This window comes from Leifsonia sp. Root1293 (assembly GCF_001425325.1).
In the GTDB taxonomy this organism is placed as follows: Bacteria; Actinomycetota; Actinomycetes; order Actinomycetales; family Microbacteriaceae; genus Orlajensenia.
In genome coordinates this window covers 866,444-888,627 of sequence record NZ_LMEH01000002.1, presented here as the reverse complement: position 1 = coordinate 888,627, position 22,184 = coordinate 866,444, and the positions used below count along the sequence as shown (strand labels likewise).

The window sequence follows — 22,184 nt, the reverse complement described above, 5'->3', positions numbered from 1 at the left end:
GGATGAGCACCGAGAGAGTGATCGCGTGGGGCGACGAGATGCGGGCAGTTCACGAGCGCCTGCGCCAGGCTCTGGACGCGGCGCGCGACACGATCGAGGCCGGCGGGGACGCGGCATCCGTCGCCCGAGACATCAGGCTGTTCTGCTGGGGCTTCTGCGTGGCACTCGACGGCCACCACGTGAGCGAGGACACCGCCCTGTTCCCCGAGATCGCGCGGCAGCATCCGGAGCTCGAGCCGGTCATCGCCCGGCTCATGCAGGATCACAGCATGATCGCCCACCTCATCCGCGGGGTCGAGCTCGCACTGAACTCCGGCGACGAGCCGGCTGTACTGCTCGGACACCTCGACGGCATCGGCGCCATCATGACGTCGCACTTCGGCTACGAGGAGCGCCAGCTGCTGGGCGTGCTCGACACCATCGAGGTCTCGTCGACGGATGCGAGCCCGCGCCGCTACTTCGGTCCGCTCGCGGAGTGAGCGGGTCGGCGGCTCGCCAGGTGTGGCCGTCTGCGACTCACTCGCTCGCCACTTGTGGTCGCTCGTGCTTCGTCGGCTCGCCACGTGTGGTCGCTCGCGACGCCGTCGAGCGGCCACAAGTGGCGAGTCGGTGAGTCCGCGAGTCGGTGAGTCCGCGAGCCGGTGAGTCCGCACGTTGCGTGGGCCGCTCGGCTCAGCGCTTCTGCGGCGGCCGCACTCCCTGCACGCGGCCGAACCGCGCGGCGAGCGGCACCAGCACCAGGGGCTTCGCCAGCAGCCACGCCCCGACCATGGCCACCACCGAGATCAGGAAGATGATGAAGCCGACCCAGTCGTCGGAGTCGCGGGCGGCGTACATGATGTTGAGGTTGCGCAGGGCGCCGGTGGTGAGCACCAGGAAGACGTGCACAGCCGTGAAGGCGAGGAAGAACAGCATCACGGGGTAGTGCAGAGCCCGCGCCAGCTTCTCGGGGAACACCCGCGACCAGGCGCCCTCCATCGGCCAGATCGGCGAGAGGCGCAGGCCCGTGATGATCGCGAGCGGCGACGCCAGGAACACGACCGCGAAGTAGCTCAGCAGCTGGGCGGCGTTGTAGGAGACCCACGAGTCCTCGACCGGCCAGTCGAGCGACGCGTACTGCAGCAGCGCCGAGATCGTGTTCGGCACCACCCCCCAGTCCGTGGGCACGATGCGCACCCACTGGCCGGTGGCGAACAACAGCACGACGTACGAGAGGCCGCAGAGCACCCAGAGCGCATCGACGACCAGGTGCAGCCAGAGCGGGATGCCGAGCCGGCGCGGTGCGCGCTTCGTGCGCGGCCAGCGAGTGTTGTCGCGGGTCCAGAACGCCGGCGGGCGCACCCCGGACTTGAGCAGCATGCCCGTGCGCACCAGCATCACGAGCAGGAACGCGCTGAGGAAGTGCTGCCAGGCCAGCCAGGCGGGGATGCCGACGGGGGCTCCCTCGGGAGGCGTGGTGCCGCCGGGATACTCGGCGAGAAAGGCGGCGACCTCCGGAAGCCCCCGCGCCCAGCGCGCCAGGAGCACGACGGCGGCGAAGGCCACGATCGCCGCGGGGATCAGCCATGCGAGCCGGCGCAACGGCACGCCCGCGAACGCGGGACGGTCGGGTTTCGGCACGTCTCACCTTCGCAAAGCCGCCGCGCGGATGCAAGCCGGCGCCCGCAGTGCAGCGGCCGGCCACCTCCGTGTGCCAGCCTGAGCACATGGACCCGGCCGACCTCGCCCGTTTCGCCGCGGCGAGCGCCGGCATCCGCCCCCTCAGACGCGTCGTGCTCGTCGAGGGCGACAGCGACAGGGAGGCCGTGCTGCAGTTCGCGGCCACAGTGGGTCGCGATCTGCCGGGCGAGGGCACGGCCGTCGTCGGCATGGGCGGCGCCAACAGCCTGCCGCGCTTCCTCGAGATCACACGGGCCACCGATCAGGGGCTGGCTCTGACCGGCCTCTGCGACGAGCAGGAGGTTCCGGTCTACCGCCGGGCCCTCGAACGCGTGGGGCTCGCGGATGCCGCCCACCCCGTGCCACTCGAGGAGCTGGGGTTCTTCGCCTGCAGGCACGACCTGGAGGACGAACTCATCCGTGCTCTGGGCATCGACGTGGCCGTTGCGATCATCGCGGAGCAGGGCGAGGGCGCCAGGTTCGAGGGGATGCGGCGGCAGCCGGCGCAGCGCGAGCGCGCACTGGCCGACCAGCTGCACAGGTTCATCGGTGCCGGGGCCGGACGCAAGGCTCGCGTGGCGCGGGCCTTCGCCGAACGCATTCCCGCGGAGCGCATCCCCGAGCCGATCCTCGGGCTGCTGTCAGCGACGCTTCCGACGTAACGCTCGTCGTCGATCCCCGATACTGGAACCGGCGCACGAGACGCGCCCCAGGCGAACCGGAGGTCCCGTGCACGAGCAGAATCCAGCCTTCCACCCCGAGACGCTCGCCATCATCGCGGGTCGTCCGGCGCGTGAGGTCGACGAGCCGCTCAATGTGCCCATCACCCTCGCCTCCACCTACGTCGCAGGTGGCGAGCGCGAGTACGGCCGCTACGCCAACCCGTCGTGGACGGCGTTCGAGGACGCCCTCGGCACCCTCGAGGGCGGGCGCTGCCTCTCCTTCGCGTCCGGCCTCGCCGCCATCTCGGCCGTGCTCGACCTCGTCGAGCCGGGCGGAGTCGTCGTGGCGCCGCGCCGCTCGTACACGGGCACGGTTCTGCAGCTCGACGACCGGGCCCGCGAGGGGCGGCTGAACGTCGTGTACGTCGACATCGCCGATGCAGCCGCGGTTGCTGATGCATCCGCCGGTGCCGCCATGGTCTGGATCGAATCGCCCACCAACCCGGCCCTCGAGGTCGCGGACATCCCCGCCATCTCCGAGGCAGCCCACGCAGCCGGAGCCATCGTCGTCGTCGACAACACCTTCGCGACCCCGGTGTTGCAGCGCCCGCTCGAGCTCGGTGCCGACATCTCGGTGCATTCGGCCACCAAGTACATCGCCGGTCACAGCGACGTTCTCCTCGGTGCCGTCATCACGGCCACGGATGCGCACCACGACGCCGTGCTCGGCCGCCGTTCCCTCTACGGGGCCATCCCGTCCCCCCTCGAGGCCTTCCTTGCACTGCGCGGCCTCCGCACCCTGTCGGTGCGCGTCGAGCGCGCGCAGGCGACGGCGCAGGAGTTGGTTCGCCGTCTGGCCGATCACCCCGCGCTCGAGGAAGTGCGCTACCCCGGCTTCGGCGCCATCATCTCGATCGTGGTCAGAGGCGGGGCGGATGCCGCCGACGCCCTCGTGCCGCGCACGGCGCTGTGGCTGCACGCCACCAGCCTGGGCGGCGTGGAGTCGACCTTCGAGCGCCGTCGTCGCTGGGCCGCGGAACACGAGACCATCCCCGAGGGCCTCGTACGCCTGTCGGTCGGACTCGAGCACGTCGACGACCTCTACGACGACCTCGTCGCGGCGCTCGGCTAGCCTGCGCTCGTCTAGTCCGCGCTCGGCCCGGACTCGATCTCAGGGTCGAACCGGGGATGTGACGGATGCGGCCGCCGGCCGACGCTGCCTAGCGTGAAGGTATGCCCCCGATCGTCACCTCATCCCTGCGCATCGCGGGGATCACCGCAGCCGCCCTCGTGCTCGGCGGGCTCACTCCCCTCGGCCAGGGCGCCCTGCCTCCGGAGTTCTCCTCGCTCGCGAACTCCGTCTCGGGGTGGATGATCCCGACCGCGCTGCTCGTGTGGCTCCTGGCCAGGAGCTACGTGGAGGCCGCGTTCGGCGGCGCCCTCGGCTTCGTGGGGCTCACGGTCGGCTACGCCGTGGTCTCCGGATGGCGCGGCGTCGACTTCGATCCGACGTTCTGGATCATCGTCGGCGTCGTGGCCGGTCCGTTCATCGGAGCCGCAGCGCACGCCCTGCGCCGCAGCGCGCTGTCGGCGGCTCTCGGCAACGGTCTGCTCTCCGGCCTGCTCGTGGGAGAGGCCGTCTACGGCTTCACCGTCGTCGGCGCCACGACCAGCCCGGTCTACTGGTGGATCAGCGCAGCCTCCGGCGTGCTGCTCCTCGGTGGAATGGCGTTCCGCATCCGTCGGCCACGACTCATCCTGTTGGCCACGGCGCTGACGGCCACGATCGCCGCGGCCTTTCTCGTCGCCTATCAGCTGCTCGGTGCAGTGTCGCGCTGACCTTGCTCACTGCACCCCGGCGAATACCCGTGGACGGCACGGATGCGCCTCCGCACTGTCGCGAGCACGATGGAGTGAATCACCATCCGGCCGAGCGCATTCGACCGGAGCCATGCACTCACCCGAACGAGGAGACACTCATGACCGAACCCCAGAAGAGCAGTGACACCATCACCTCCACCGACGCGGACAGGGCGCTCAAGGCCAAGCACCGCGGCATGTGGGCATCGGGCGACTACCCCACCCTCGCAGCCGAACTCATCGACGAGCTCGGCCCGCGGCTCGTCGCCGCGACCGGGGTGGGCCCGGGCGATCGCGTGCTCGACATCGCGGCCGGCAGCGGCAACGCGTCCATCCCCGCGGCGCTGCGAGGAGCGACTGTCGTCGCGAGCGACCTGACACCGGAGCTGTTCGACGTCGGCCGACGTCGCGCGGACGAGGCCGGAGCCGAACTGGAATGGCGTGAAGCGGATGCCGAGGCCCTGCCATTCCCCGACTCCTCCTTCGACGTCGCGCTCTCGTGCGTCGGCATCATGTTCGCGCCCCACCACCAGCTCGCCGCCGACGAACTGCTCCGCGTCACCGCCGCCGGCGGCCGCATCGGACTGCTCAGCTGGACGCCCGAGGGCTTCATCGGTCGGATGTTCCGCACGATGAAGCCCTTCGCCGCCCCGCTCCCCGAAGGCGCGCAGCCGGCCCCGCTGTGGGGCGACGAGCAGCACGTGCGCGAGTTGCTCGGCGATCGCGTCGACGATTTCACCGCTGAACGTCAGACGGTACGGATCGACAGATTCGCAACGGCCGATGAGTTCCGCGACTATTTCAGGAGCCACTACGGACCCACCATCGCCGTCTTCAACCGGATCTCCGACGATGCCGATCAGGTTCAGGCACTCGACGCGGCGCTCGTGCAGCTGGCGATCGACAATGGGCTGCGCTCCCCCGGCGACGCCCTCGAGTGGGAGTACCTGGTCGTGACGGCGCGCGTGCACTGAAAGCGATGCGGGGGCGGGGAGCGCATCAGCGCTCCCCGCCCCCGCACTCAGTGCATGGTCACCTCGTGACGGTCGCCCTGCCCAGGGTGAGCCAGCCGGTGACGGTGGCATCCTGATCGGAGTTGGCGAACCTCACGGGCTGACCCGTCGCCAACGGGTTCGTCCCCTGGACGAGCACCGTGTACCGCCCGGGCTTCACACCGCGAGTGTCGAAGCTGCCGTCGAATCGCTCCTGGGCCCCGCTGGCGATCTCGTCGAGACCCCACCGGGTGGTCCACTGCTTCACGACCCTTCCCCGTGAGTCGGCGAGAGCGACGGAGAGCGGCCAGTCGTAGTAGAACGGCGCGACTCCGACGTTCTTCACCACGAGGCCGACGTCGAGCTTTCCCTTCGATCGGCGGGGCTCGTCGATCCCCGCCTTCGTCACCCTCAGCGAATAGCCGAGAGATCGTGCCGCGTCGACCGCGCGGTCCCGGTCGGCGGCCGGGTAACCGGTCGCGAAGGCGTAGTGGTTGATCAGCCAGCTCGCGTGGGTCTGGTCGAGGCTCCCGGCGAAGTCGTTGTCTCCGCCCTCCTGCACCACAGGGCATCCGGCAGCGCTGAAGATGCACGACTGGAGTTCAGGGCGCAGTTCGCCGCCGATCGAGTTGGTCTTCCATTTCTCCGTAGCGCCTGCCGCGACGATCTGGTCCATGAAGTACCAGCCGTAGGGACTCTGCTTCGTCGTCAGCGCGAACGAGTCGTCGTGGTAGCCCACGTCCATACCCGCATTCGCCGTGCTCGCGTAGCGCACCTCGATGTCGGTCTCGTCGAAGGCCGTCGTGAAGTCGTTCAGCAGGCGCAGCTGGTTCTCCTCGGTCGCCATGTAGTCGGGCAGTCCCTCGCCGTTGTAGGGCCAGGTGTGCCACTCCCCCCAAAAGCCGATGAGGCCCGCCTGTACGAAACCGAGACGCGGGTCGCCGTCGTAGCGGTCTCCGAGAGCTGCGACGAAGGCGTCGAGGGCAGCGAGGAGCTGCGGATCGTTGTAGTCGGGGATGACGCTGGTCGTGTTGCCGAACTCGGTGTACGAGTGGGTGAGGAGGCCGCCGTCGAGCAGGAACTGCGGAATGCCGCTCTCGCGCTGCGGGTAGTCGAGGTAGAACCGCATGGTCGTCTGGTGACCGCGAGCAGCCACCTCGTCGAGGGTCGTCTCGACGGCGGTCCAGTCGAATGTCGACGGGCCCGTCATCACCGCGTCGAGCGGAAAGTACGACCATTCCATCGAATGCGGAAAGTCCGGGTAGTCCCCGGCGAACGGGATGAATCCCTTGAGCGGGTTGCTGTCTGGTTCAGGCCCGGCAGCGACGCTGCGCCAGTCGCTCCCGTGCCCGTTGCCATTGCCGGGGCCGGTGCCGGCGATCGCCGCCGGCGCCACACCACCGATCGTGATCGCCAGCACGGCTGCGATCGCCGTGGCGCTGATCGGGCGGATACTGCGTGAGGAGAGTGTCATGTTCTCATTCCCTTGATCTACCCCGCCATCGTGCTCGGGGGTGCTACGTAGTCGACATAGGGTCCGAAGTCGACGAGTCGGTCGTCGATGCGGAAGAGGTAGCGTCCTTCCTGGGTCACCTCCTCGTCTCGCTCCAGCCAGTGACGCAGCTCGGCGATCTCGTCGGGAAGCAGCCAGGACGTCGGATCCGAGGTGGACTTGAAGCCGAGCACCGTCGCGACGTCTTCGACGAGCTGGCGCTGGCCCTCGTCGAGCAGGCTGCGTCTCCGCCGGAAGTAGACGACATCCGGATCGGTCTCGAAGACCGGGCGCAGCCAGCTGCGGTGGATCGACGCGAGGAAGGCATTCTTGGCGCCGACGCCGGTCGGATCGCCCGGGCGCTCGGCGTTGTCCCAGAACGCGGCGACGTCGGGCCCGACGCGCACGCCGTCGAAGACTCCGGCTGACGGGAGCATCGGCACGCCGCAACCCAGCAGATAGACGTCGTCGCCGACGACCTCGCGGATGAGGGCGATCGCGTCGCGGTAGGCCCACTCGCGGTGGACGGGCTCGCTCCTGGCGCCCTCGAGGGCGCCGGCGTACATGAAGTCGAGCTTCAGGTAGCTGAAGCCCCATCCGACGACCCGCGTGAACAGTTCGCGGAGGTGGGCCTTCACCTCCGCCTGGGTCGTGTCGAGGGCGAAGTACGGCCCGCCCCAGTTGTAGCCGGCGACCATCGGCGTGCCGTCCGGCCCCTGCACGAGCAGGTCGGGTCGTTCGAGGGCGAACTGCGACGACGGCAGCGCGATGAGGGGTGCGAGCCAGATGCCCGCGCGGAAGCCGGCATCGATGATGGTGCGAGCGGTCTGCGCCATCCCGGACGGAAAACGCTCGTTGGCCCGCCAGTCACCCACGACGGGCTCCCACCCGTCGTCGAGCTGCACGACGTCGAACGGCATCCCGGCCAGGCCCTGGACTGTGTCGCGGACGAGGCCTTCGTCGAGCGCCTCGTAGAAGGAGTACCAGCTGCACCAGACCCGGCCCGCACGAGAATCGCGAGAGCCGAGCCGTTCTGCGAGCAGGTGCGCATACCGAGCGAAGACCTCTCCCTCGGGGCCGCGGGCGAGGTACCACTCGCCGTCCGGCTCCTCAACGCTCCCCCACAGCGTCGTCGGCGTCGCGCCCACCCTCGGGGCGCCCAGACCGAGCGCCCCGAGGAGGAGGATCTCACCATCACCCACTGCGATCGCGCCGACAGCGCTGCCCGAATGCGCCAGCGGGGTGTCGTTCCTTGCGTCGTCGGCAGTCAGCAGTCGCTGCGGGCTGTCGTAGATGCGTAGTGGCGCGTCGGTGAGGCGCCTCCAGCCCGATGGGCTCCACGAGTTCCATCCGTGACGGAAGAACTCGGCGTCCTCGAACGGATGCACGACCGTGACGGAACCCGACGGGATCAGGAACTCGCGTTCGCCGATCGAGCGGGGCGCACCGGGTGCGACCAGAGGTAGAGACAGGTCTCCGAGCTGTACGACGCCGGAGAATGTGGCGAGATCTGTGAGCATTCTGCTTTCCGGCTACTCGAAGAGGGCGTTGACCTTGGCGTTGGCATCGGTGAGGGCCGGTTCGGCCTCGTTGGTGCCCAAGGCCACGCTCTGGATGGCGTCCTGCACGATCTGCGACATCTCGGCGCCGTTGTAGTTGATCGGGATCAGGAACGTACCGTCATCCTCCTGCGAGTACGACAGGAAGACGGAGGCGTCGAGACCGAGGTCGCCACGCGCCGCGACCGATGCGTCGGAAGCCGATGCGACAGCCGGGAAGATGACGCCGGTGGCACCGACGACGTCCTGGCAGTCGGCCGAGGCGAGGTACTTGATCCACTCCCAGGCCTGGTCCTTGTGCTTGCCGCCCGCGTACATCGCGTCGCTCAGACCGTTGATGGCCGACTTGCGGCCCTCTGGCCCGGCCGGTAGCGGGGCGAACGTCCAGTCTGCGGCGGAGTCCTTGAACATGAGCTGGTTGAACGAGCCCATGCTCGTCATCGCCCCGGTTCCGGACTGCAGCACTTCGAGGCGCGACAGCGTCGACTGCTGGTCGAACGGCGGCGCGTAGCCCTTGTCGGCGAGCGACGCCATCCAGTCGATCGTCTCGGAGAGCTTCGGGTCGTCGTAGTAGAACTCGCTGCCGAAGGGGTTCTCGTCGGAGTAGGTGAAGCCGTTCGACTGCGCCAGGTTGCCCCACAGGTTCTGGCCCTGCGATCCGTCGGCCCACTCCGGAAGGAAGCCGTAGACGGCCACGTTGCCCTTGTCGAAGCCGGCCTCGTCGCCGTGCTTGCCGGCCTTGTCGACGGTCAGCTTCGCGATGGTCTCCTCGAAGGTGCCGCCGTCATCCGGGTTCCAGGTGAGGTCCTGGAGGGAGGCCGGGTCGACTCCTGCGTCGGCCACGGCCTTCGAGTTGATGACGAGGCCGATCGTGTCCCAGTCCTTGGGGAGGCCGTAGCGGGCGTCGCCGATCTGGTAGACGTCGGCGATGCCCGGAACGTACGCGTCGAAGTCGACGGCGTCGGGGTCGTCGTCGATGTAGGGCTGCAGGTCTTCGATCTGCTTGTCGGCGACGAACTGCGGATAGTACGAGCCCTGGTCGACCCAGACGTCCGGCGCGCTTCCCGCGGCGATCTGAGTCGCCAGGTTGGTCCAGTACTCGCCCCACCCGTACTGGGTGATCTCGACCTTGATCTCGGGATTGGCCTTCGTGAAGTCGTCGGCGCACTGCTGGTAGGCCGGAAGCTGGGCGTCATCCCACAACCAGTAGTTGATCGTGGCGGCGCCGCCGTCGTCTCCGCTGCCTGCGGCGGAGCATCCTGCCGTCATCGCCAGGACGATCCCGGCTGTGGTGATTCCTGCGATGCGCAGGGCTTTCTTGGTTCTCATGGGTGCACGCACTCCTTTGTCGTGATGATCGGTTTGTCGTGATGGTGGGTTCGGTGTTGCAGGTGGGGTGGAACCTTCACTTGATGCCTGTGAAGTTGAGCGACTCGACGATCCGTCGGCCGAGGAAGATGAGCAGCACGGCCACCGGGATGACCGACAGCGTGGATGCGGCCATGAGGCCGGTCCAGTCGGGTTGCGTGTTGGGCGACTGCTGCAGGTAGACGCCGAGGGCGACCGTGACGGTGCGCACGGCCTCGTCTCGGCCGATGAGCAGCGGCCAGAGGTAGTCCTTCCAGGACCACACGACGGTGATGAGCCCGATCGTGATCAGCGGCCCCTGGGCCATCGGCAGCACCACTCGCCAGAAGATGCGGATCTTGCCGGCGCCGTCGAGCATGGCCGCCTCCTCGACGTCGCGCGGGATGTTGAGGAAGAACTGGCGCAGGAAGAAGATGGCGAATGGCGTCATGAGCAGGCTGGGTGCGACCATGCCCCACATGTTGTTGAGCAGGCCCAGGTCACGAACGAGCACGAAGTTCGGCAGCAGGGTGAAGATGCCGGGCACCATCAGGGCTGCGATGAGGATGCTGAACAGCAGTTCGCGGAAGCGGAAGTGGAGCCGCGCGAATGCGTAACCGCCCATGGCGCAGAACAACGTCTGGAAGAAACCGATGAGCGCGCAGTAGACGACGGAGTTCCAGAGGTAGATGGCGAAGTTGATCGATGCGCCGCTTCCGCCGGCCTCGCGGATCTCCTCAGGAGAGAGCAGTCCGAGCACTCGCGCGAAGTTCACCGCCGTCGGGTTCGTCGGCCAGAGGTTTCCCGCGTCGGTGACCATGTCGGCGGCCGGGGTGAGCGCCGACTTCACCATCCAGTAGAAGGGGAAGAGGGTCAGCAGAAGCGCCAGGAGGAGCACGGCCCATCCGACGATGCGGGCGAGGGAGAAGCTCCGCCCAGTGCGGATCTGCGGCGGGCGAGGAGCCTGGGGCGCGTCGTCGAGCGTGACGGGAGTCAGGGTGGCTGTCGTGGTCATGGCGGGACTCCTAGGCGAGCTGGGATTCGGAGGCGCGCAACAGGCGCAGTTGGACGAAGGTGAGTACCGCCAGGATCAGCACGAGCAGGATCGCCATCGTCGCCGCGTAGCCCATGTTGAAGTAGGTGAACGCCTGTTGGTAGATGTAGTAGTAGATGACCCGGGACGCATTCACCGGGCCGCCCTTCGTCGTCACGGCGACGGTGTCGAAGATCTGGAACGACCCGATCAGCGACACGACGAGCACCAGGGCGAGGATGGGCCGCAGCAACGGCAGGGTGATCCGGGTGAAGGTACGGAACTCGCCAGCACCGTCGATCGCTGCCGCCTCATAGGTCTCCTGAGGGATCTGGAGCATCCCGGCGTAGAACAGGAGTGCCGTGTATCCCACGAAGGCCCAGGTGTTGATCATCGAGATGGTGGGGATCACGAAGACGGGGTCGGTGAAGAAGCCGATCTTGTCCAGCCCCATCGAGTCCAACGTGCGGTTGACGAATCCGAGGTTCGTATCGAGCAGCCACAGCCAGACGAGTCCGACCGTCACGTTGGGGACGAGCCAGGGCAGCAGCAGGGTGGTGCGGAGGGCGACGGATCGAGTCAGCCTGTGCATGAGAGCGGCGAGCACCAGTGCGATCAGCGTCTGCGACACGACGTTCAGCACCACGTAGTAGAAGGTGACGCCCATCGAGTTCCAGAATTCGGCGTCGGCGAGCACGTCGACGTAGTTCTTGAGACCGATGAACTCGGGCTCAGCGAGCAGGCTGTAGTCGGTGAAGGACCACCAGAATCCCCGGATCGTCGGATAGAGGTAGAAGACGGCGAAGCCGACGAGGACTGGCGCGATGAAGAACAGGGCGATCCGCCCATCTCCGCGCTTCCGCTTGCCTCGAGCCGCTGGCCGCGCTGAGCTGCCTTGTGCCGTGCGCAGCCGTACGTCTGTCATCGAGTGCCTTTCAGCGCCCGGCGGCAGTGGCCGACATTGGCGCGATCTTGGAAGGTGTTGCATTCTCGGATCGGCTCGAAAGTCGGACCGGAGAACCACTAGAGTTGGGCTAGCGGGTTAATAATCCAACATGGCGATATAAAACGCAAGAGGGAGGACGGAATGGCTCGAGAAGCGATGATCGACGCGTCGACGGCATCGATGGGAAGCCGCTCGCTGCTCCGCCGGATGAACTCGCTCGGAGTGCTGCGGGCTGTCATGGCCGAGCCGCAGACCCTGCGCGGGCTGGCGTCGTCGTCGGGTCTGTCCCGCACGGCGGTCGATGCCGTCGTCTCCGATCTCACGGCCATGGGGTGGCTGACGGCATCCGATAGCACGATCGTGCGCGGAGTCGGTCGCCCCGCGATGACCTACTCGATGCCGCAGGGCGTCGGGTGTCTCCTCTCGGTCGACATCGGCGCGAACCACATCTTCGCGGTGCTCACCGACCTGACCGGCGAGGTACTCGGGCAGCTCGCCGAATCCGTGTCCGAAGCGGATGACGCCGACGAACGCATCGCCGCAGCCCTGCGGGTCTGCGACCGACTGCTCGCCGATCACGAACTCGATCGCAGTTCCCCCTGGATCGTGACGATCGGCTCTCCGGGCGCCATCGCCGACGGGCGGGTGATGCACTTCGGTGGCACCGGAATGCCCGGATGGGTCGGGCTCGATCTGCGCGCCAGGTTCGCCTCGAAGTTCCGAGGGGCCGTCCTGGTGGAGGGCGACGTTCCTCTCGGCGCCCACGCCGAGCTGGCTTTCGGCGCTGCCCGGGGCCGCAGTGACGTCGTGTACGTCCTCTGCGGGCGACGCACGAGCGCGGCGGCCATCGTGAACGGCCGCGTCCACCGAGGAGTGCACGGTGCGGCTGGAACCGTCGGCGAGATGCCGGAACTCAAGTGGGCCGAGCTCAACGAGCTCTATGGTCAGGGTGTGTTGAGCTCCCCGCGCCCGTCCCGCGAGCAGATCTTCGCTCTGGCGCGATCGGGCGATGCCGCCGCGATCGCGGCCATGGAGGAGTTCGCCGACGACCTCGCCACCGGCGCCGCTGCCATGACGCTGGCCATCGATCCCGAGCTGCTGGTGGTCGGCGGCGGAAGCGCGCCCGGAGCCGACGTCTTCCTTCCTCGGTTCGAACTCACCCTCGGTCGCCTCTGCCCCCTGCCTCCGGAGGTCATCGCGTCGAGCCTCGGCTCAGAGGCCGTCGCCATGGGCGGCGTCAGCCTGGCGGCCCGCTACCTCGAGACGATCCTGGAGGAGGCCGTGCGAACCCGGTCGTCGTTCCCCGCCCCCGAGGACGCGCGGCAGCTCGTCCACGGGGCCTAGGAGGTAGCCGCCGCTGTGACGCTGTGTTGCGGCAGCCCTCGATCGCCGGGAGCCGGCGAGAGAGGATTGCGGCCATGTCCTCAGAGTCGACAACACCGAGCGCCGAGATCCCCCAGCGCCAGATCCGCTTCAACGCCTTCGACATGAACTGCGTCGCCCACCAGAGTTCGGGCATGTGGCGGCATCCGCAGGACCAGTCCTACCGCTACAAGGAGATCGGCTACTGGACCGAACTCGCCAGGCTGCTGGAGCGCGGGACCTTCGACGGCATCTTCATCGCCGACGTGCTCGGAACCTACGACGTCTACGCCGGGAGCAACGAGGCGGCCATCCGCCACGGCGCCCAGGTACCGGTGGCGGATCCGCTGCTGCTGGTCTCGGCGATGGCCGCTGCGACCGAGCACCTCGGCTTCGGAGTGACGGCCGGTACCGCCTACGAGCATCCGTACCCCTTCGCCAGGCGCATGTCGACGCTCGACCACCTGACGAACGGCCGCGTGGGCTGGAACGTCGTGACCGGGTACCTGCCCAGCGCCGCCCGCAACATGGGGCACGACGACCAGCTCGAGCACGACGACCGCTACGACCACGCCGACGAGTACCTCGAGGTGCTCTACAAGCTGTGGGAGGGCTCGTGGGAGGACGACGCCGTGGTGCGCGACCGCGAGACCGGCGTCTTCACCGACCCGTCGAAGGTGCACGAGATCGGCCACAGGGGCAAGCACTTCACCGTGCCCGGCATCCACATCTCGGAGCCGTCGCCCCAGCGCTCCCCCGTCATCTACCAGGCCGGCGCCTCTCCGCGCGGCATCGGGTTCGCCGCGGCGAACGCCGAGGCCATCTTCGTGGCCGCGCCGACCAAGGAGGTGCTGAAGTCGACGGTGGCACGCATCCGCGATGCTCTGGAGGCTGCCGGGCGCGACCGCTATGCCGCACGCATCTACACCCTTCTCACGATCATCACGGATGCCACCCCCGAGGCCGCGCAGGCGAAGTACCAGGACTACCTGTCCTACGCCAGCGAGGAGGGCGCCCTCGTCTTCATGTCGGGATGGATGGGCATCGACCTGTCGCAGTACGACCTCGACGAGCCTGTCGGCAACGTGAAGTCGAACGCCATCCGCTCGGTCATCGCGAACTACGAGGAGTCGGCGAAGAACGGCGAGGTGTTCACCGTGCGCGACATCGCCCGCGGCGGCGCCATCGGCGGCCTCGGACCGACGATCGTCGGGTCGGGTGAGGAGATCGCCGACACCCTGCAGGAGTGGGTGGACTACACGGACGTCGACGGCTTCAACCTCGCCTACGCCATCACCCCGGGCACCTTCGAGGACGTGATCGAGTTCGTCGTGCCGGTGCTCCGGGAACGCGGCGCCTATCCGACCGAGTACGTGGAGGGCACCCTGCGGCAGAAGCTGCACGGCCGCGGCGATCGCCTGCCGGCCGAGCACCGCGGCGCCGGATACCGCGTGGGGGCCGGCGTCACGGCATGAGCCCGGGCAGGACCGGGGCAGAGCGGGACTGACGGATGCCGCGGCCACGGCTTAGCGTGGACGCATGGAGCCGCACCGCCTCAGTCGTACCGATGCGCGCCGCATCGCGGTGCGCGCGCAGATGCTGGACGCCCAGCGCCCGACCGACCTGGTCGACCTGGTTCGCCACCTCTCGCTGCTGCAGATCGACCCGACAGCGGCCATCGCCCCGAACGCCGACCTCGTCGCCTGGAGCCGCCTCGGCAGCGCGTATCGCCCGGAACACCTCACGCGCGCGCTCGAGCATGACCGCAGCCTCGTCGAATTCGAGGTGCTCATCCGCCCCGTCGAGGACCTCGCGCTGTTCCGGCCGGGCATGGCGTCGTATCCGATCTACGAGCGCGGCCGTGAGTGGTTCGAGCAGAACGCCTCCTTCCGCCGCGACGTGCTCGATCGCCTGCGCGAGGCCGGCCCGCTCGCGTCTCGCGAGATCGCCGACACCTCGACGGTTCCCTGGCCGTCATCGGGGTGGAAGAACGACCGCAATGTGACGCAGATGCTCGAGTACCTCGTCTCCCGGGGCGAGATCGCCGTCTCCGCCCGCCGCGGACGCGAGCGCATCTTCGACCTGGCCGAGCGCGTCTACCCGTCAGGGGGCGAGACCATCCCGGCCGACGAGGCCATCAGCATCCGCAACGAGCGTCGGCTGGCGTCTCTGGGCATCGCGCGCGCGAAGACCACGACGTTCCCCATGGAGCCGGGCGACGTCGGGACCGCCGGCGAACCCGCCGTGGTCGAGGGCGTTCCCGGCGAATGGCGCGTCGATGCCGGCCAGCTCGCGCGGCTCGGCGAGCCATTCGCCGGCCGCACGGCCCTGCTCTCGCCGTTCGACAGGCTCGTGCACAACCGCCAGCGCACCCTCGAGCTGTTCGGCTTCGAGTACACCCTCGAGATGTACAAACCGGCCGCGGCCAGGCGCTGGGGCTACTTCGCGCTGCCGATCCTGCACGACGACGCTCTCGTGGGGAAGCTCGACGCCAGGGCCGACCGCAAGGCGGGCGTGCTCACCGTCGCGGCCGTGCACGAGGACGTGCCGTTTCCGAAGCGGATTCGGTCGGCCGTCGACGCCGAGATCGCGAGCCTCGCCTCGTGGCTGGGGCTCACGCTGCGCCGCTGACCCTACTCACGGAGCATCGCCCTCAGCGTCTGGATGGTGTCGGCATCCGTCGCCGTCTTGTCGTCTCGATAGCGCTTGACCCGCGCGAACCGCAGCGCGATGCTGCCGGGGTACCGGCTCGAACGCTGCACGCCGTCGATGGCGATCTCGACGACGGTGATGGGCTCGACCCAGACCGTGCCGGCGGTGCGACGCACCTCGATCTCCTGGAACCGCTCGGTCTGCCAGCGCAGCAGCGCATCGGTGAGGCCCTTGAAGGTCTTGCCCACCATCACGAAGCCGCCGGGCTCGCCGAACTCGCCGGTGGGGTCGATGGCCCCGAGGTGAAGGTTCGACAGGAGGCCGGTGCGGCGGCCTGATCCCCATTCGCACGCCAGCACGACGAGGTCGTAGGTGTGCACCGGCTTGACCTTGATCCAGCTCGATCCGCGTCGGCCGGCGGCGTACGTCGACCCGATGGCCTTCACGACGACGCCCTCGTGCCCGGCGGCGAGAGCCTCGCGCGACACCCGCTCGGCGACATCGGGATCGCTCGTGATCTCCCCCGGGATGCGATTGGCGGGTGCGATGCGCTCGAGCTCGGCGATGCGCACGGCCAGGGGTTCGTCGAGCAGGTCGCGCCCGTCGAGATGAAGCACGTCGAAGAACCAGGGCCGCAGCACCGTCGTGCGAGCGGCATCGGCACCGAACGTCGACATGGTCTCCTGGAACGGCCGTGGAACGCCGTCCTCGTCGAGGGCCAGCGTCTCGCCATCGAGGATGACGTCGTGGACCGGCATCCGGCGCACGACGTCGACGACGTCGGGGAGGCGGTGCGTGATGTCGGCGAGATTGCGGGTGAACACCCTGATGACGTCGCCGGAGCGGTGCACCTGGATGCGGGCGCCGTCGAGCTTGAATTCGACGGAGGCCTCCCCCGTGGATTCGAGTGCCGCCGCGGCGCTGGCAGCCGTTCCGGCCAGCATGGGCAGAACAGGCCGCCCCACGATGAGGCCGACGGAATCGAGCTCCTCGGCTGTGCCGGTGAGCGCCAGTCGAGTGGTCTCGCCGAGATCGCCCGAGAGCATCGCTGCGCGCCGCACGCTCCCGATCGGCCGGTCGGACGCCCGGGCGACGGCGTCGGTGAGCACGCCCTCGAGCGCGCCAGTGCGCACCTCGCCGAGCAGCACGCGAGAGATGAGGTGCTGCTCGTCCGCCGTCGCACGGCTCGTGAGCGAGCGCAGGGCGTCGGCACGGGCGCCAGCAGAGCCGGAACCCGACAGAGCGAGCAGGCGATCGAGCGCTGCGTCGAGATCGGCGACGGTGAGCGACGCCTCGTCGGCCGGTGAGCCCATGGCCGCCTCCATGCCACGCCAGCCGACGCCGACACGACCCTGGCGGGGCTTGCCGACGAGGAACCCGACGGCCGGTGCGATCTCGTCCGGCTCGAGACGACGCAGCAACTCGGCGAGCGCCTCCACCTTGGCCAGCCGCGAGCGCGTCGCAGTCACGGCATCCGTCGTCGTCACAAGCTCCTGGAGCAGCACGGGCCCAGTCTGCCATCGACCTCCGACACCCGCCGGGGCATTGACAGGCGTGCGCATCAGCCCCTGCCGGGCGTCGGTGCTCGCCTCCGGTCGGTGCTCGCCTCGGTCGGTGCTTGCCTCCGTCGGTGCTCGGTCGTACCGTCGACGCATGAGCCAGAAGTCCGCGGAACCCCGGCCCGAGAGGGTGGCGGGGCGTGCGCTCCTCGACACCGTCACGAGCGAGCTGCGGAAGCAGCCCGATGTCGCGGTGGGGAGGATGTTCGGTTCAGAGGGCTATTCGGTCCGCGGCAAGCTGTTCGCGTTCGTGTCGACCGACGGCAGCCTGGTCGTGAAGCTCCCGGGCGAGCGCATCGAGGCACTCGGCCTCGACAACATGGTGATGCACGGCGGCCCTGCCAAAGAGTGGGCGAGCGTGCCGCTCCTCGACGGCGCCGATCGGTGGCACGCCATCGTCGACGAGGCCCACGCCTTCGTCGACTCGATCACTCCGCGGTAGCACGTCGACGGATGCCGCTATGCCGCGAGCAGAATCCGTCGAGGTGCATTCGCGACGACGAGCGAGGCGACGCCGATGAGCAGGATCACGGGCGCCCCGATCTCGAGGGCGAGCTGGAGCCCGACCGAGGTCGCGAGGACGCCGAGGCCGAGGGCCGCGACCGCCTGCACGAGGTAGCCGATCACGTAAGCCGCCGAGATGACGCCGGCCCGATGGTGAGCCGGGGCACTGGCGGTCACGAGGCCGAGTCCACCCGAGAACATCAGGCTGTAGCCAGCGCCGGCCACTAGCGAGGCGACGATGAAGGCGGGCAGCGAATGCGCCAGTCCGGCCACGATGAGCAGGCCGAGGCCCGCGGTCGCGAGCACCGGGCCGAGGGTAACGGCCAGGCGCGGTCGCAGTGGCCTGGCCAGCACCGCGACGACGCCGATCGACACCGCGGAGAGCGAGATGATCGCCCCGTCGATGAAGGCGTTGTCGCTGCGCACCAGGTCGCGGGCGATCTGCGCCCCGAGCGCGAGGAAGATCGCGCCCATCGCGTAGGCGGCCGAGATTCCGAGCGCGCCGGCGAGGAAGGCTGGTCGCTCTCCCTGGGGCATGCGGGGAAGGCGGGGCTGCCAGCGCTCGCTGCCATCCCGTACATGTCGGGGCAGGAAGGCGGCCGCCAGGGCGACGAGGAGGGTGACGGCCGTGAGCACCCAGAAGCTCAGGTGCAGCGGGGCCGGCGCGTACTGCACCAGCGCTCCCCCGACGAGCGTGGCCAGCGCGAGCCCCGTCGCCGTGGCCGCCGTCGTGGCGGAGCTCGCCCTCCGCGCTCCGTCGGGGCCACCGAACTCGACCATCGCCGCGGTGGCCGGGCTCAGCGAGAGTCCGACGCCCACGCCCATCAGCGCCCGTCCCACGAACACCGAGGTGAGGTCGGGAGCCAGCCCGAACACGATCGACCCCGCGCCGAGAGCTCCGAGTCCCATGAGGATGACGGCCCGCCGGCCGATCACGTCGGAGAGATTGCCGAAGATGATGAGCACGGGCACCAGCACGATCGGGTACACGGCGAAGATGGCCGTGCTGACCGCGGGCGGCAGTCCCCACTCCTGCGCGTACAGCGGGTACACGACGGTGGGAGCACCACTCGCCCAGAGAGCGAGGCCGGCGACGGCTGCCGCAGTCCAGAAACTTCCACGCTGCGACAAGGTCACGGGTCCGCCTTTCGGGCTCACACGAGCTCCACCTGAATTGGTTTCACCAAGTTAGCATGCTGACTACGTTTCTCCTACTCAGTTGCTATGATCGACGCATGGCGAGTACACCGGCCCCCAGCGTGGAGCGCTGTTCCATCGCGCGCAGCCTCGAGGTCCTCGGTCAGAAGTGGTCGATGCTGATCGTGCGCGAGGCGTTCTGGGGGCGTACCCGTTTCGCCGAGTTCCGCACGCGCCTCGGTGTCGCACCCGATGTGCTCGCCGATCGACTCGGCCGCCTCGTCGATGCCGGCATCCTCGCGCGCCGCCCCTACCGGGCCGACGGCGAACGCGAGCGCGAGGAGTACGTGCTGACCGATGCCGGCACCGCACTGCTTCCCGTGCTCGCGGCGATGAACGCGTGGGGCGACGAGTTCCGTCCGACGGGCTTCGGCTCGGCTGCCGTCTACACCGACCGCGCGACGGGGGAACCTGTCCGCCTCGCCTTCCTCGATGCCCATGGGGTCGAGCACGATGCCGCCGACGTTGCCGTGGTGCGCGGGCCGGGAGCGGCATCCGTCGCCTGATGGCCCTTGCCTGTGTCGGTGGGCGGGCCTAGCGTCGACCCATGGACGTCACCGACTGGCTGCTCGACTCCGATCCCGCGATCCGCTGGCAGGTTCTGCGAGACCTCACCGATGAACCGCCGGAAGTCGCGGAGACCGAGCGGGCCAGGATCGCGACGGAGGGCTGGGGCGCCGCCCTCCTCGCGCTGCAGGACGAGCGCGGCTACTGGGGCGGCGACGAGTACGGCGAAGACCGCAAGAGCGTGCACTGGACCCTGCAGTCGCTGCGACGATTCGGGGTCGACCCGCAGGACGCATCCGTCGCCGCCGCGGTGAAGCTCGTGCACGATAACGTCGTCTGGCACTACTGGGACGACCTGCCCTACTTCTCGGGCGAGGTGGAGCCGTGCATCAACGGCGGCGTTCTCGCGTCGGCAGCGTACTTCGGTGCTCTCGGGGAGGGCAGCGACCGCATCATCGCCCGCCTCCTGGCCGAGCAGCTCGACGACGGCGGCTGGAACTGCGAGACCGAGTCATCGAAGGCATCCTTCGACACCACGCTCTGCGTGCTGGAGGGCCTGGCCGAATACGAACGCGCCGCCAGCCAGGTGAAGACCTCGGAGGAGACGGATGCCGACAGGGTCGTGCTCACCGCCGTGACCACGGCCCGCCATCGGGGCGAGGAGTACCTGCTGGAGCGCAGCCTGTTCCGCCGCCTCTCCACGGGAGAGATCGTGCAGCCGCGCTACGGCAACCTGTCATTCCCGCCTTACTGGTTCTACGACATCCTGCGCGCGCTCGACTACTTCCGCAGCACCGGACAGGTGGCCGACCCGCGGGTCGAGGACGCGATCGACAAGCTCGTCGGCCAGCGCCAGGACGACGGCCGCTGGCTCGCCGGACAACCGTGGCCGGGCGAGGTCTACTTCGCCCTCGACGCGGCGGAGGACGAGCCGAGCCGGTGGAACACCCTGCGTGCTCTCCGCGTACTGCGCTGGTGGGACGGCGAGCTCGCATAGAGCCCGCCCACACCGCGACTAGACCTCGGTGTGCCCGAGCTCCGGCCGCGGGAGGAAGACCGCACGCGCGTCGGCGAGCACCTCGAGTTCGAGCACGACGATCTCATTCGAGCCGGCGTGGACCACGGGCCCCGGCACGAAGAGCGTGCGCTGCGGCCCCCGACGCCAGTACCGGCCGAGCAGGAAACCGTTCACCCAGACGAAGCCCTTGACCCAGCCGGCGGTGTCGAGGAAGAGCCCATCGACGTCGGCGGCGAGGGTGAACTCGCCGCGCGCGATCACCGGCCCGGCTGTCGTTCCTGCGGTCGCCGTGGACGCCCGGGCCGCCGCGGTCGCCGGCACCGCATCCAGGTCGAGTGGCGTGACCGCCCAGTCGACGAGGTCGACGCCATCGAGCCGTGCGCCGCCGATGAGGCCCTTGGCCTCGCCGATGCGCTGACCGTAGTTCACCCGACCCTGGTCCTCCACGAGGATGCTCAGCTCGCCCACCGTCCGCGGAAGCACGATCGCATTCTCGTGGGTGTCCCGGGCCAGGATGCCGACGGGTGAACCGTCGAGGAACAGCCAGGCGCGGTCGCGTACCTCGTCGAAACGGAGGATGCCGGAGCCTGCCACCTCGCCGTCCCCCGGAAGCGTCGTGGTGAACAGTGCCAGCCCGCGATCGTGCTGCAGGTCATCGAAGGTGGGCAGCTCCGCGTGCGTGCTGGTGGTTCCGAGGGCCGAGCCCGGCGCCGCGATGGCGTCGAACAGCGACACCGCCGGTCGGAGCGGCGTCTCGAGGGCCGGAGCATCTCCGGCGGCATCCGGAATCTCGGAGGGAACGGGAGCGTACTTCGCGATGACATCGCGGAAGGCGAAGTACTTCTCCGTCGGATGCCCGGCCTCATCCAGCGGGGCGTCGTAGTCGTAGCTGGTGACGATGGGCTGGTACATGCCCTTGTCGTTCGCCCCACTCGTGAGGCCGAAGTTCGTTCCGCCGTGGAACATGTAGAAGTTCACCGATCCGCCGACCGAGAGGATCGCGTCGAGGTCGGCCGCCGTCTGCTCCACCKTGTTGGTGTGGTGATGGGTGCCCCAGCTGTCGAACCAGCCGTTCCAGAACTCCGCGCACATCAGCGGGCCCGTCGGCTGGTGTTCGCGCAGGGTTGCGAAGCGTTCGACCGTGCGCGACCCGAACGAAGCCGTGAGGTGCAGTCCGGGCAGGCTCCCGTCGGCGAGCATCTCGGGGGTCGGCTGGTCGATGGTCGTGAGCGGCACGGTGATGCCGGCATCACGCGTGACCTGCACGAGGTGACCGAGGTAGTCCTTGTCCGAGCCGTAGGCGCCGTACTCGTTCTCGATCTGCACGAGGACGACGGGGCCACCGCGATCGATCTGGCGCGGTTCGACGATCGCGTAGACCTGCTGCAGGTACTCCGTCACGGCGTCGAGGTAGCGCGGCTCCGAGCTGCGCGGGCGCACCTCGGGGTCGCGCAGCAGCCAGGCCGGCAGCCCGCCGTTGTCCCACTCGGCGCAGATGTAGGGCCCCGGGCGCACGATGGCGTGCATCCCCTCGGCCGCCACGAGGTCGAGGAACCGCGCGATGTCGAGTCCACCCTCGGTCGTGAACTCCCCACGGCGGGGCGCGTGAGCATTCCACGCCACGTAGGTCTCGATGGTGTTCAGACCCATGAGGCGAGCCTTGCGGATGCGATCGGCCCACTGCTCCGGGTGCACGCGGAAGTAGTGCAGCGCACCGGAGATGACCTGGTGCGGGCGCCCGTCGAGGAGGAAGTCGGTCTCGCCGATGGTGAATTCAGACATGGAGGTCCTCAGGAATGAGAGATGGAAAGGAGAACGGATGCGGGTCGCGGCTG

20 protein-coding genes are annotated in these 22,184 nt (G+C 68.9%); 11 read left to right on the top strand and 9 right to left on the bottom strand.

Annotated features, from left to right (window positions below; all coding sequences use genetic code 11):
- Window positions 1-2 precede the first annotated feature (2 nt).
- Complete coding sequence (locus ASC59_RS16000; protein ID WP_157488190.1) at window positions 3-479, top strand: hemerythrin domain-containing protein; 477 nt, start codon at window positions 3-5, stop codon at window positions 477-479.
- 193 nt (window positions 480-672) lie between these two features.
- Here ASC59_RS16000 and ASC59_RS15995 read toward each other — a convergent pair whose 3' ends face one another.
- Window positions 673-1,620 (bottom strand): cytochrome b/b6 domain-containing protein, encoded by a 948-nt coding sequence (locus ASC59_RS15995; RefSeq protein WP_055824926.1) that lies wholly within the window; start codon window positions 1,618-1,620, stop codon window positions 673-675.
- 86 nt (window positions 1,621-1,706) lie between these two features.
- Here ASC59_RS15995 and ASC59_RS17675 point away from each other — a divergent pair, with 86 nt between their 5' ends.
- The 4 genes from ASC59_RS17675 to ASC59_RS15975 all read left to right on the top strand — a co-directional run bounded on the left by ASC59_RS17675 (window position 1,707) and on the right by ASC59_RS15975 (window position 5,155).
- A complete protein-coding gene (locus ASC59_RS17675) occupies window positions 1,707-2,321 on the top strand; it encodes a TOPRIM nucleotidyl transferase/hydrolase domain-containing protein (RefSeq protein ID WP_055824923.1) in 615 nt (204 codons plus the stop codon).
- A gap of 67 nt (window positions 2,322-2,388) precedes the next feature.
- Window positions 2,389-3,453: a trans-sulfuration enzyme family protein gene (locus ASC59_RS15985; protein WP_055824921.1), complete on the top strand. Its 1,065-nt coding sequence runs from the start codon at window positions 2,389-2,391 to the stop codon at window positions 3,451-3,453.
- A 101-nt stretch (window positions 3,454-3,554) separates the two neighbouring features.
- A complete protein-coding gene (locus tag ASC59_RS15980) occupies window positions 3,555-4,160 on the top strand; it encodes a DUF6518 family protein (protein ID WP_055824918.1) in 606 nt (201 codons plus the stop codon).
- Between the two features lie 140 nt (window positions 4,161-4,300).
- The gene (locus ASC59_RS15975) at window positions 4,301-5,155 is read left to right on the top strand and encodes a class I SAM-dependent methyltransferase (RefSeq protein WP_055824917.1); all 855 of its coding nucleotides are present in this window, start codon (window positions 4,301-4,303) and stop codon (window positions 5,153-5,155) included.
- 58 nt (window positions 5,156-5,213) lie between these two features.
- Here ASC59_RS15975 and ASC59_RS15970 read toward each other — a convergent pair whose 3' ends face one another.
- From ASC59_RS15970 to ASC59_RS15950, 5 genes are all read right to left on the bottom strand, one after another.
- A complete protein-coding gene (locus tag ASC59_RS15970) occupies window positions 5,214-6,647 on the bottom strand; it encodes a DUF4832 domain-containing protein (protein ID WP_082513743.1) in 1,434 nt (477 codons plus the stop codon).
- A 17-nt stretch (window positions 6,648-6,664) separates the two neighbouring features.
- Window positions 6,665-8,185: a glycoside hydrolase family 36 protein gene (locus tag ASC59_RS15965; RefSeq protein ID WP_082513742.1), complete on the bottom strand. Its 1,521-nt coding sequence runs from the start codon at window positions 8,183-8,185 to the stop codon at window positions 6,665-6,667.
- A 12-nt stretch (window positions 8,186-8,197) separates the two neighbouring features.
- Window positions 8,198-9,553: an ABC transporter substrate-binding protein gene (locus tag ASC59_RS15960; RefSeq protein WP_055824915.1), complete on the bottom strand. Its 1,356-nt coding sequence runs from the start codon at window positions 9,551-9,553 to the stop codon at window positions 8,198-8,200.
- Window positions 9,554-9,629: 76 nt separating this feature from the next.
- Window positions 9,630-10,586, bottom strand: a complete 957-nt coding sequence (locus tag ASC59_RS15955; protein WP_082513741.1) for a carbohydrate ABC transporter permease — start codon at window positions 10,584-10,586, stop codon at window positions 9,630-9,632.
- A 10-nt stretch (window positions 10,587-10,596) separates the two neighbouring features.
- Window positions 10,597-11,529, bottom strand: a complete 933-nt coding sequence (locus ASC59_RS15950; RefSeq protein ID WP_055824913.1) for a carbohydrate ABC transporter permease — start codon at window positions 11,527-11,529, stop codon at window positions 10,597-10,599.
- A gap of 162 nt (window positions 11,530-11,691) precedes the next feature.
- Here ASC59_RS15950 and ASC59_RS15945 point away from each other — a divergent pair, with 162 nt between their 5' ends.
- From ASC59_RS15945 to ASC59_RS15935, 3 genes are all read left to right on the top strand, one after another.
- On the top strand, window positions 11,692-12,894 hold the full coding sequence (locus ASC59_RS15945) for an ROK family protein (RefSeq protein WP_235492758.1): 1,203 nt from the start codon (window positions 11,692-11,694) through the stop codon (window positions 12,892-12,894).
- 74 nt (window positions 12,895-12,968) lie between these two features.
- Window positions 12,969-14,387 carry an LLM class flavin-dependent oxidoreductase gene (locus ASC59_RS15940; RefSeq protein ID WP_055824911.1) on the top strand — a complete coding sequence of 473 codons (1,419 nt, stop codon included), beginning with the start codon at window positions 12,969-12,971 and terminating at the stop codon, window positions 14,385-14,387.
- A 64-nt stretch (window positions 14,388-14,451) separates the two neighbouring features.
- Window positions 14,452-15,543, top strand: a complete 1,092-nt coding sequence (locus ASC59_RS15935; RefSeq protein WP_055824909.1) for a DNA glycosylase AlkZ-like family protein — start codon at window positions 14,452-14,454, stop codon at window positions 15,541-15,543.
- Window positions 15,544-15,545: 2 nt separating this feature from the next.
- Here ASC59_RS15935 and ASC59_RS15930 read toward each other — a convergent pair whose 3' ends face one another.
- On the bottom strand, window positions 15,546-17,069 hold the full coding sequence (locus ASC59_RS15930) for an ATP-dependent DNA ligase (RefSeq protein WP_055824908.1): 1,524 nt from the start codon (window positions 17,067-17,069) through the stop codon (window positions 15,546-15,548).
- Between the two features lie 148 nt (window positions 17,070-17,217).
- On the opposite strand from ASC59_RS15930, the gene ASC59_RS15925 reads away from it, so the two are divergent.
- Entirely contained in the window at window positions 17,218-17,565 is a 348-nt protein-coding gene (locus ASC59_RS15925) for a hypothetical protein (protein WP_055824906.1), read from the top strand.
- A 17-nt stretch (window positions 17,566-17,582) separates the two neighbouring features.
- Here ASC59_RS15925 and ASC59_RS15920 read toward each other — a convergent pair whose 3' ends face one another.
- Window positions 17,583-18,764, bottom strand: a complete 1,182-nt coding sequence (locus ASC59_RS15920; RefSeq protein WP_055824904.1) for an MFS transporter — start codon at window positions 18,762-18,764, stop codon at window positions 17,583-17,585.
- Window positions 18,765-18,862: 98 nt separating this feature from the next.
- On the opposite strand from ASC59_RS15920, the gene ASC59_RS15915 reads away from it, so the two are divergent.
- Both ASC59_RS15915 and ASC59_RS15910 read left to right on the top strand, forming a co-directional pair.
- Window positions 18,863-19,330 carry a winged helix-turn-helix transcriptional regulator gene (locus ASC59_RS15915; RefSeq protein WP_055824902.1) on the top strand — a complete coding sequence of 156 codons (468 nt, stop codon included), beginning with the start codon at window positions 18,863-18,865 and terminating at the stop codon, window positions 19,328-19,330.
- A gap of 41 nt (window positions 19,331-19,371) precedes the next feature.
- Window positions 19,372-20,328, top strand: a complete 957-nt coding sequence (locus ASC59_RS15910) for a hypothetical protein (RefSeq protein WP_055824900.1) — start codon at window positions 19,372-19,374, stop codon at window positions 20,326-20,328.
- Between the two features lie 18 nt (window positions 20,329-20,346).
- Here the strand turns inward: ASC59_RS15910 and ASC59_RS15905 are convergent, their stop codons facing one another.
- Entirely contained in the window at window positions 20,347-22,131 is a 1,785-nt protein-coding gene (locus ASC59_RS15905) for a glycoside hydrolase family 35 protein (protein WP_055824898.1), read from the bottom strand.
- Between the last annotated feature and the right edge of the window lie 53 nt (window positions 22,132-22,184).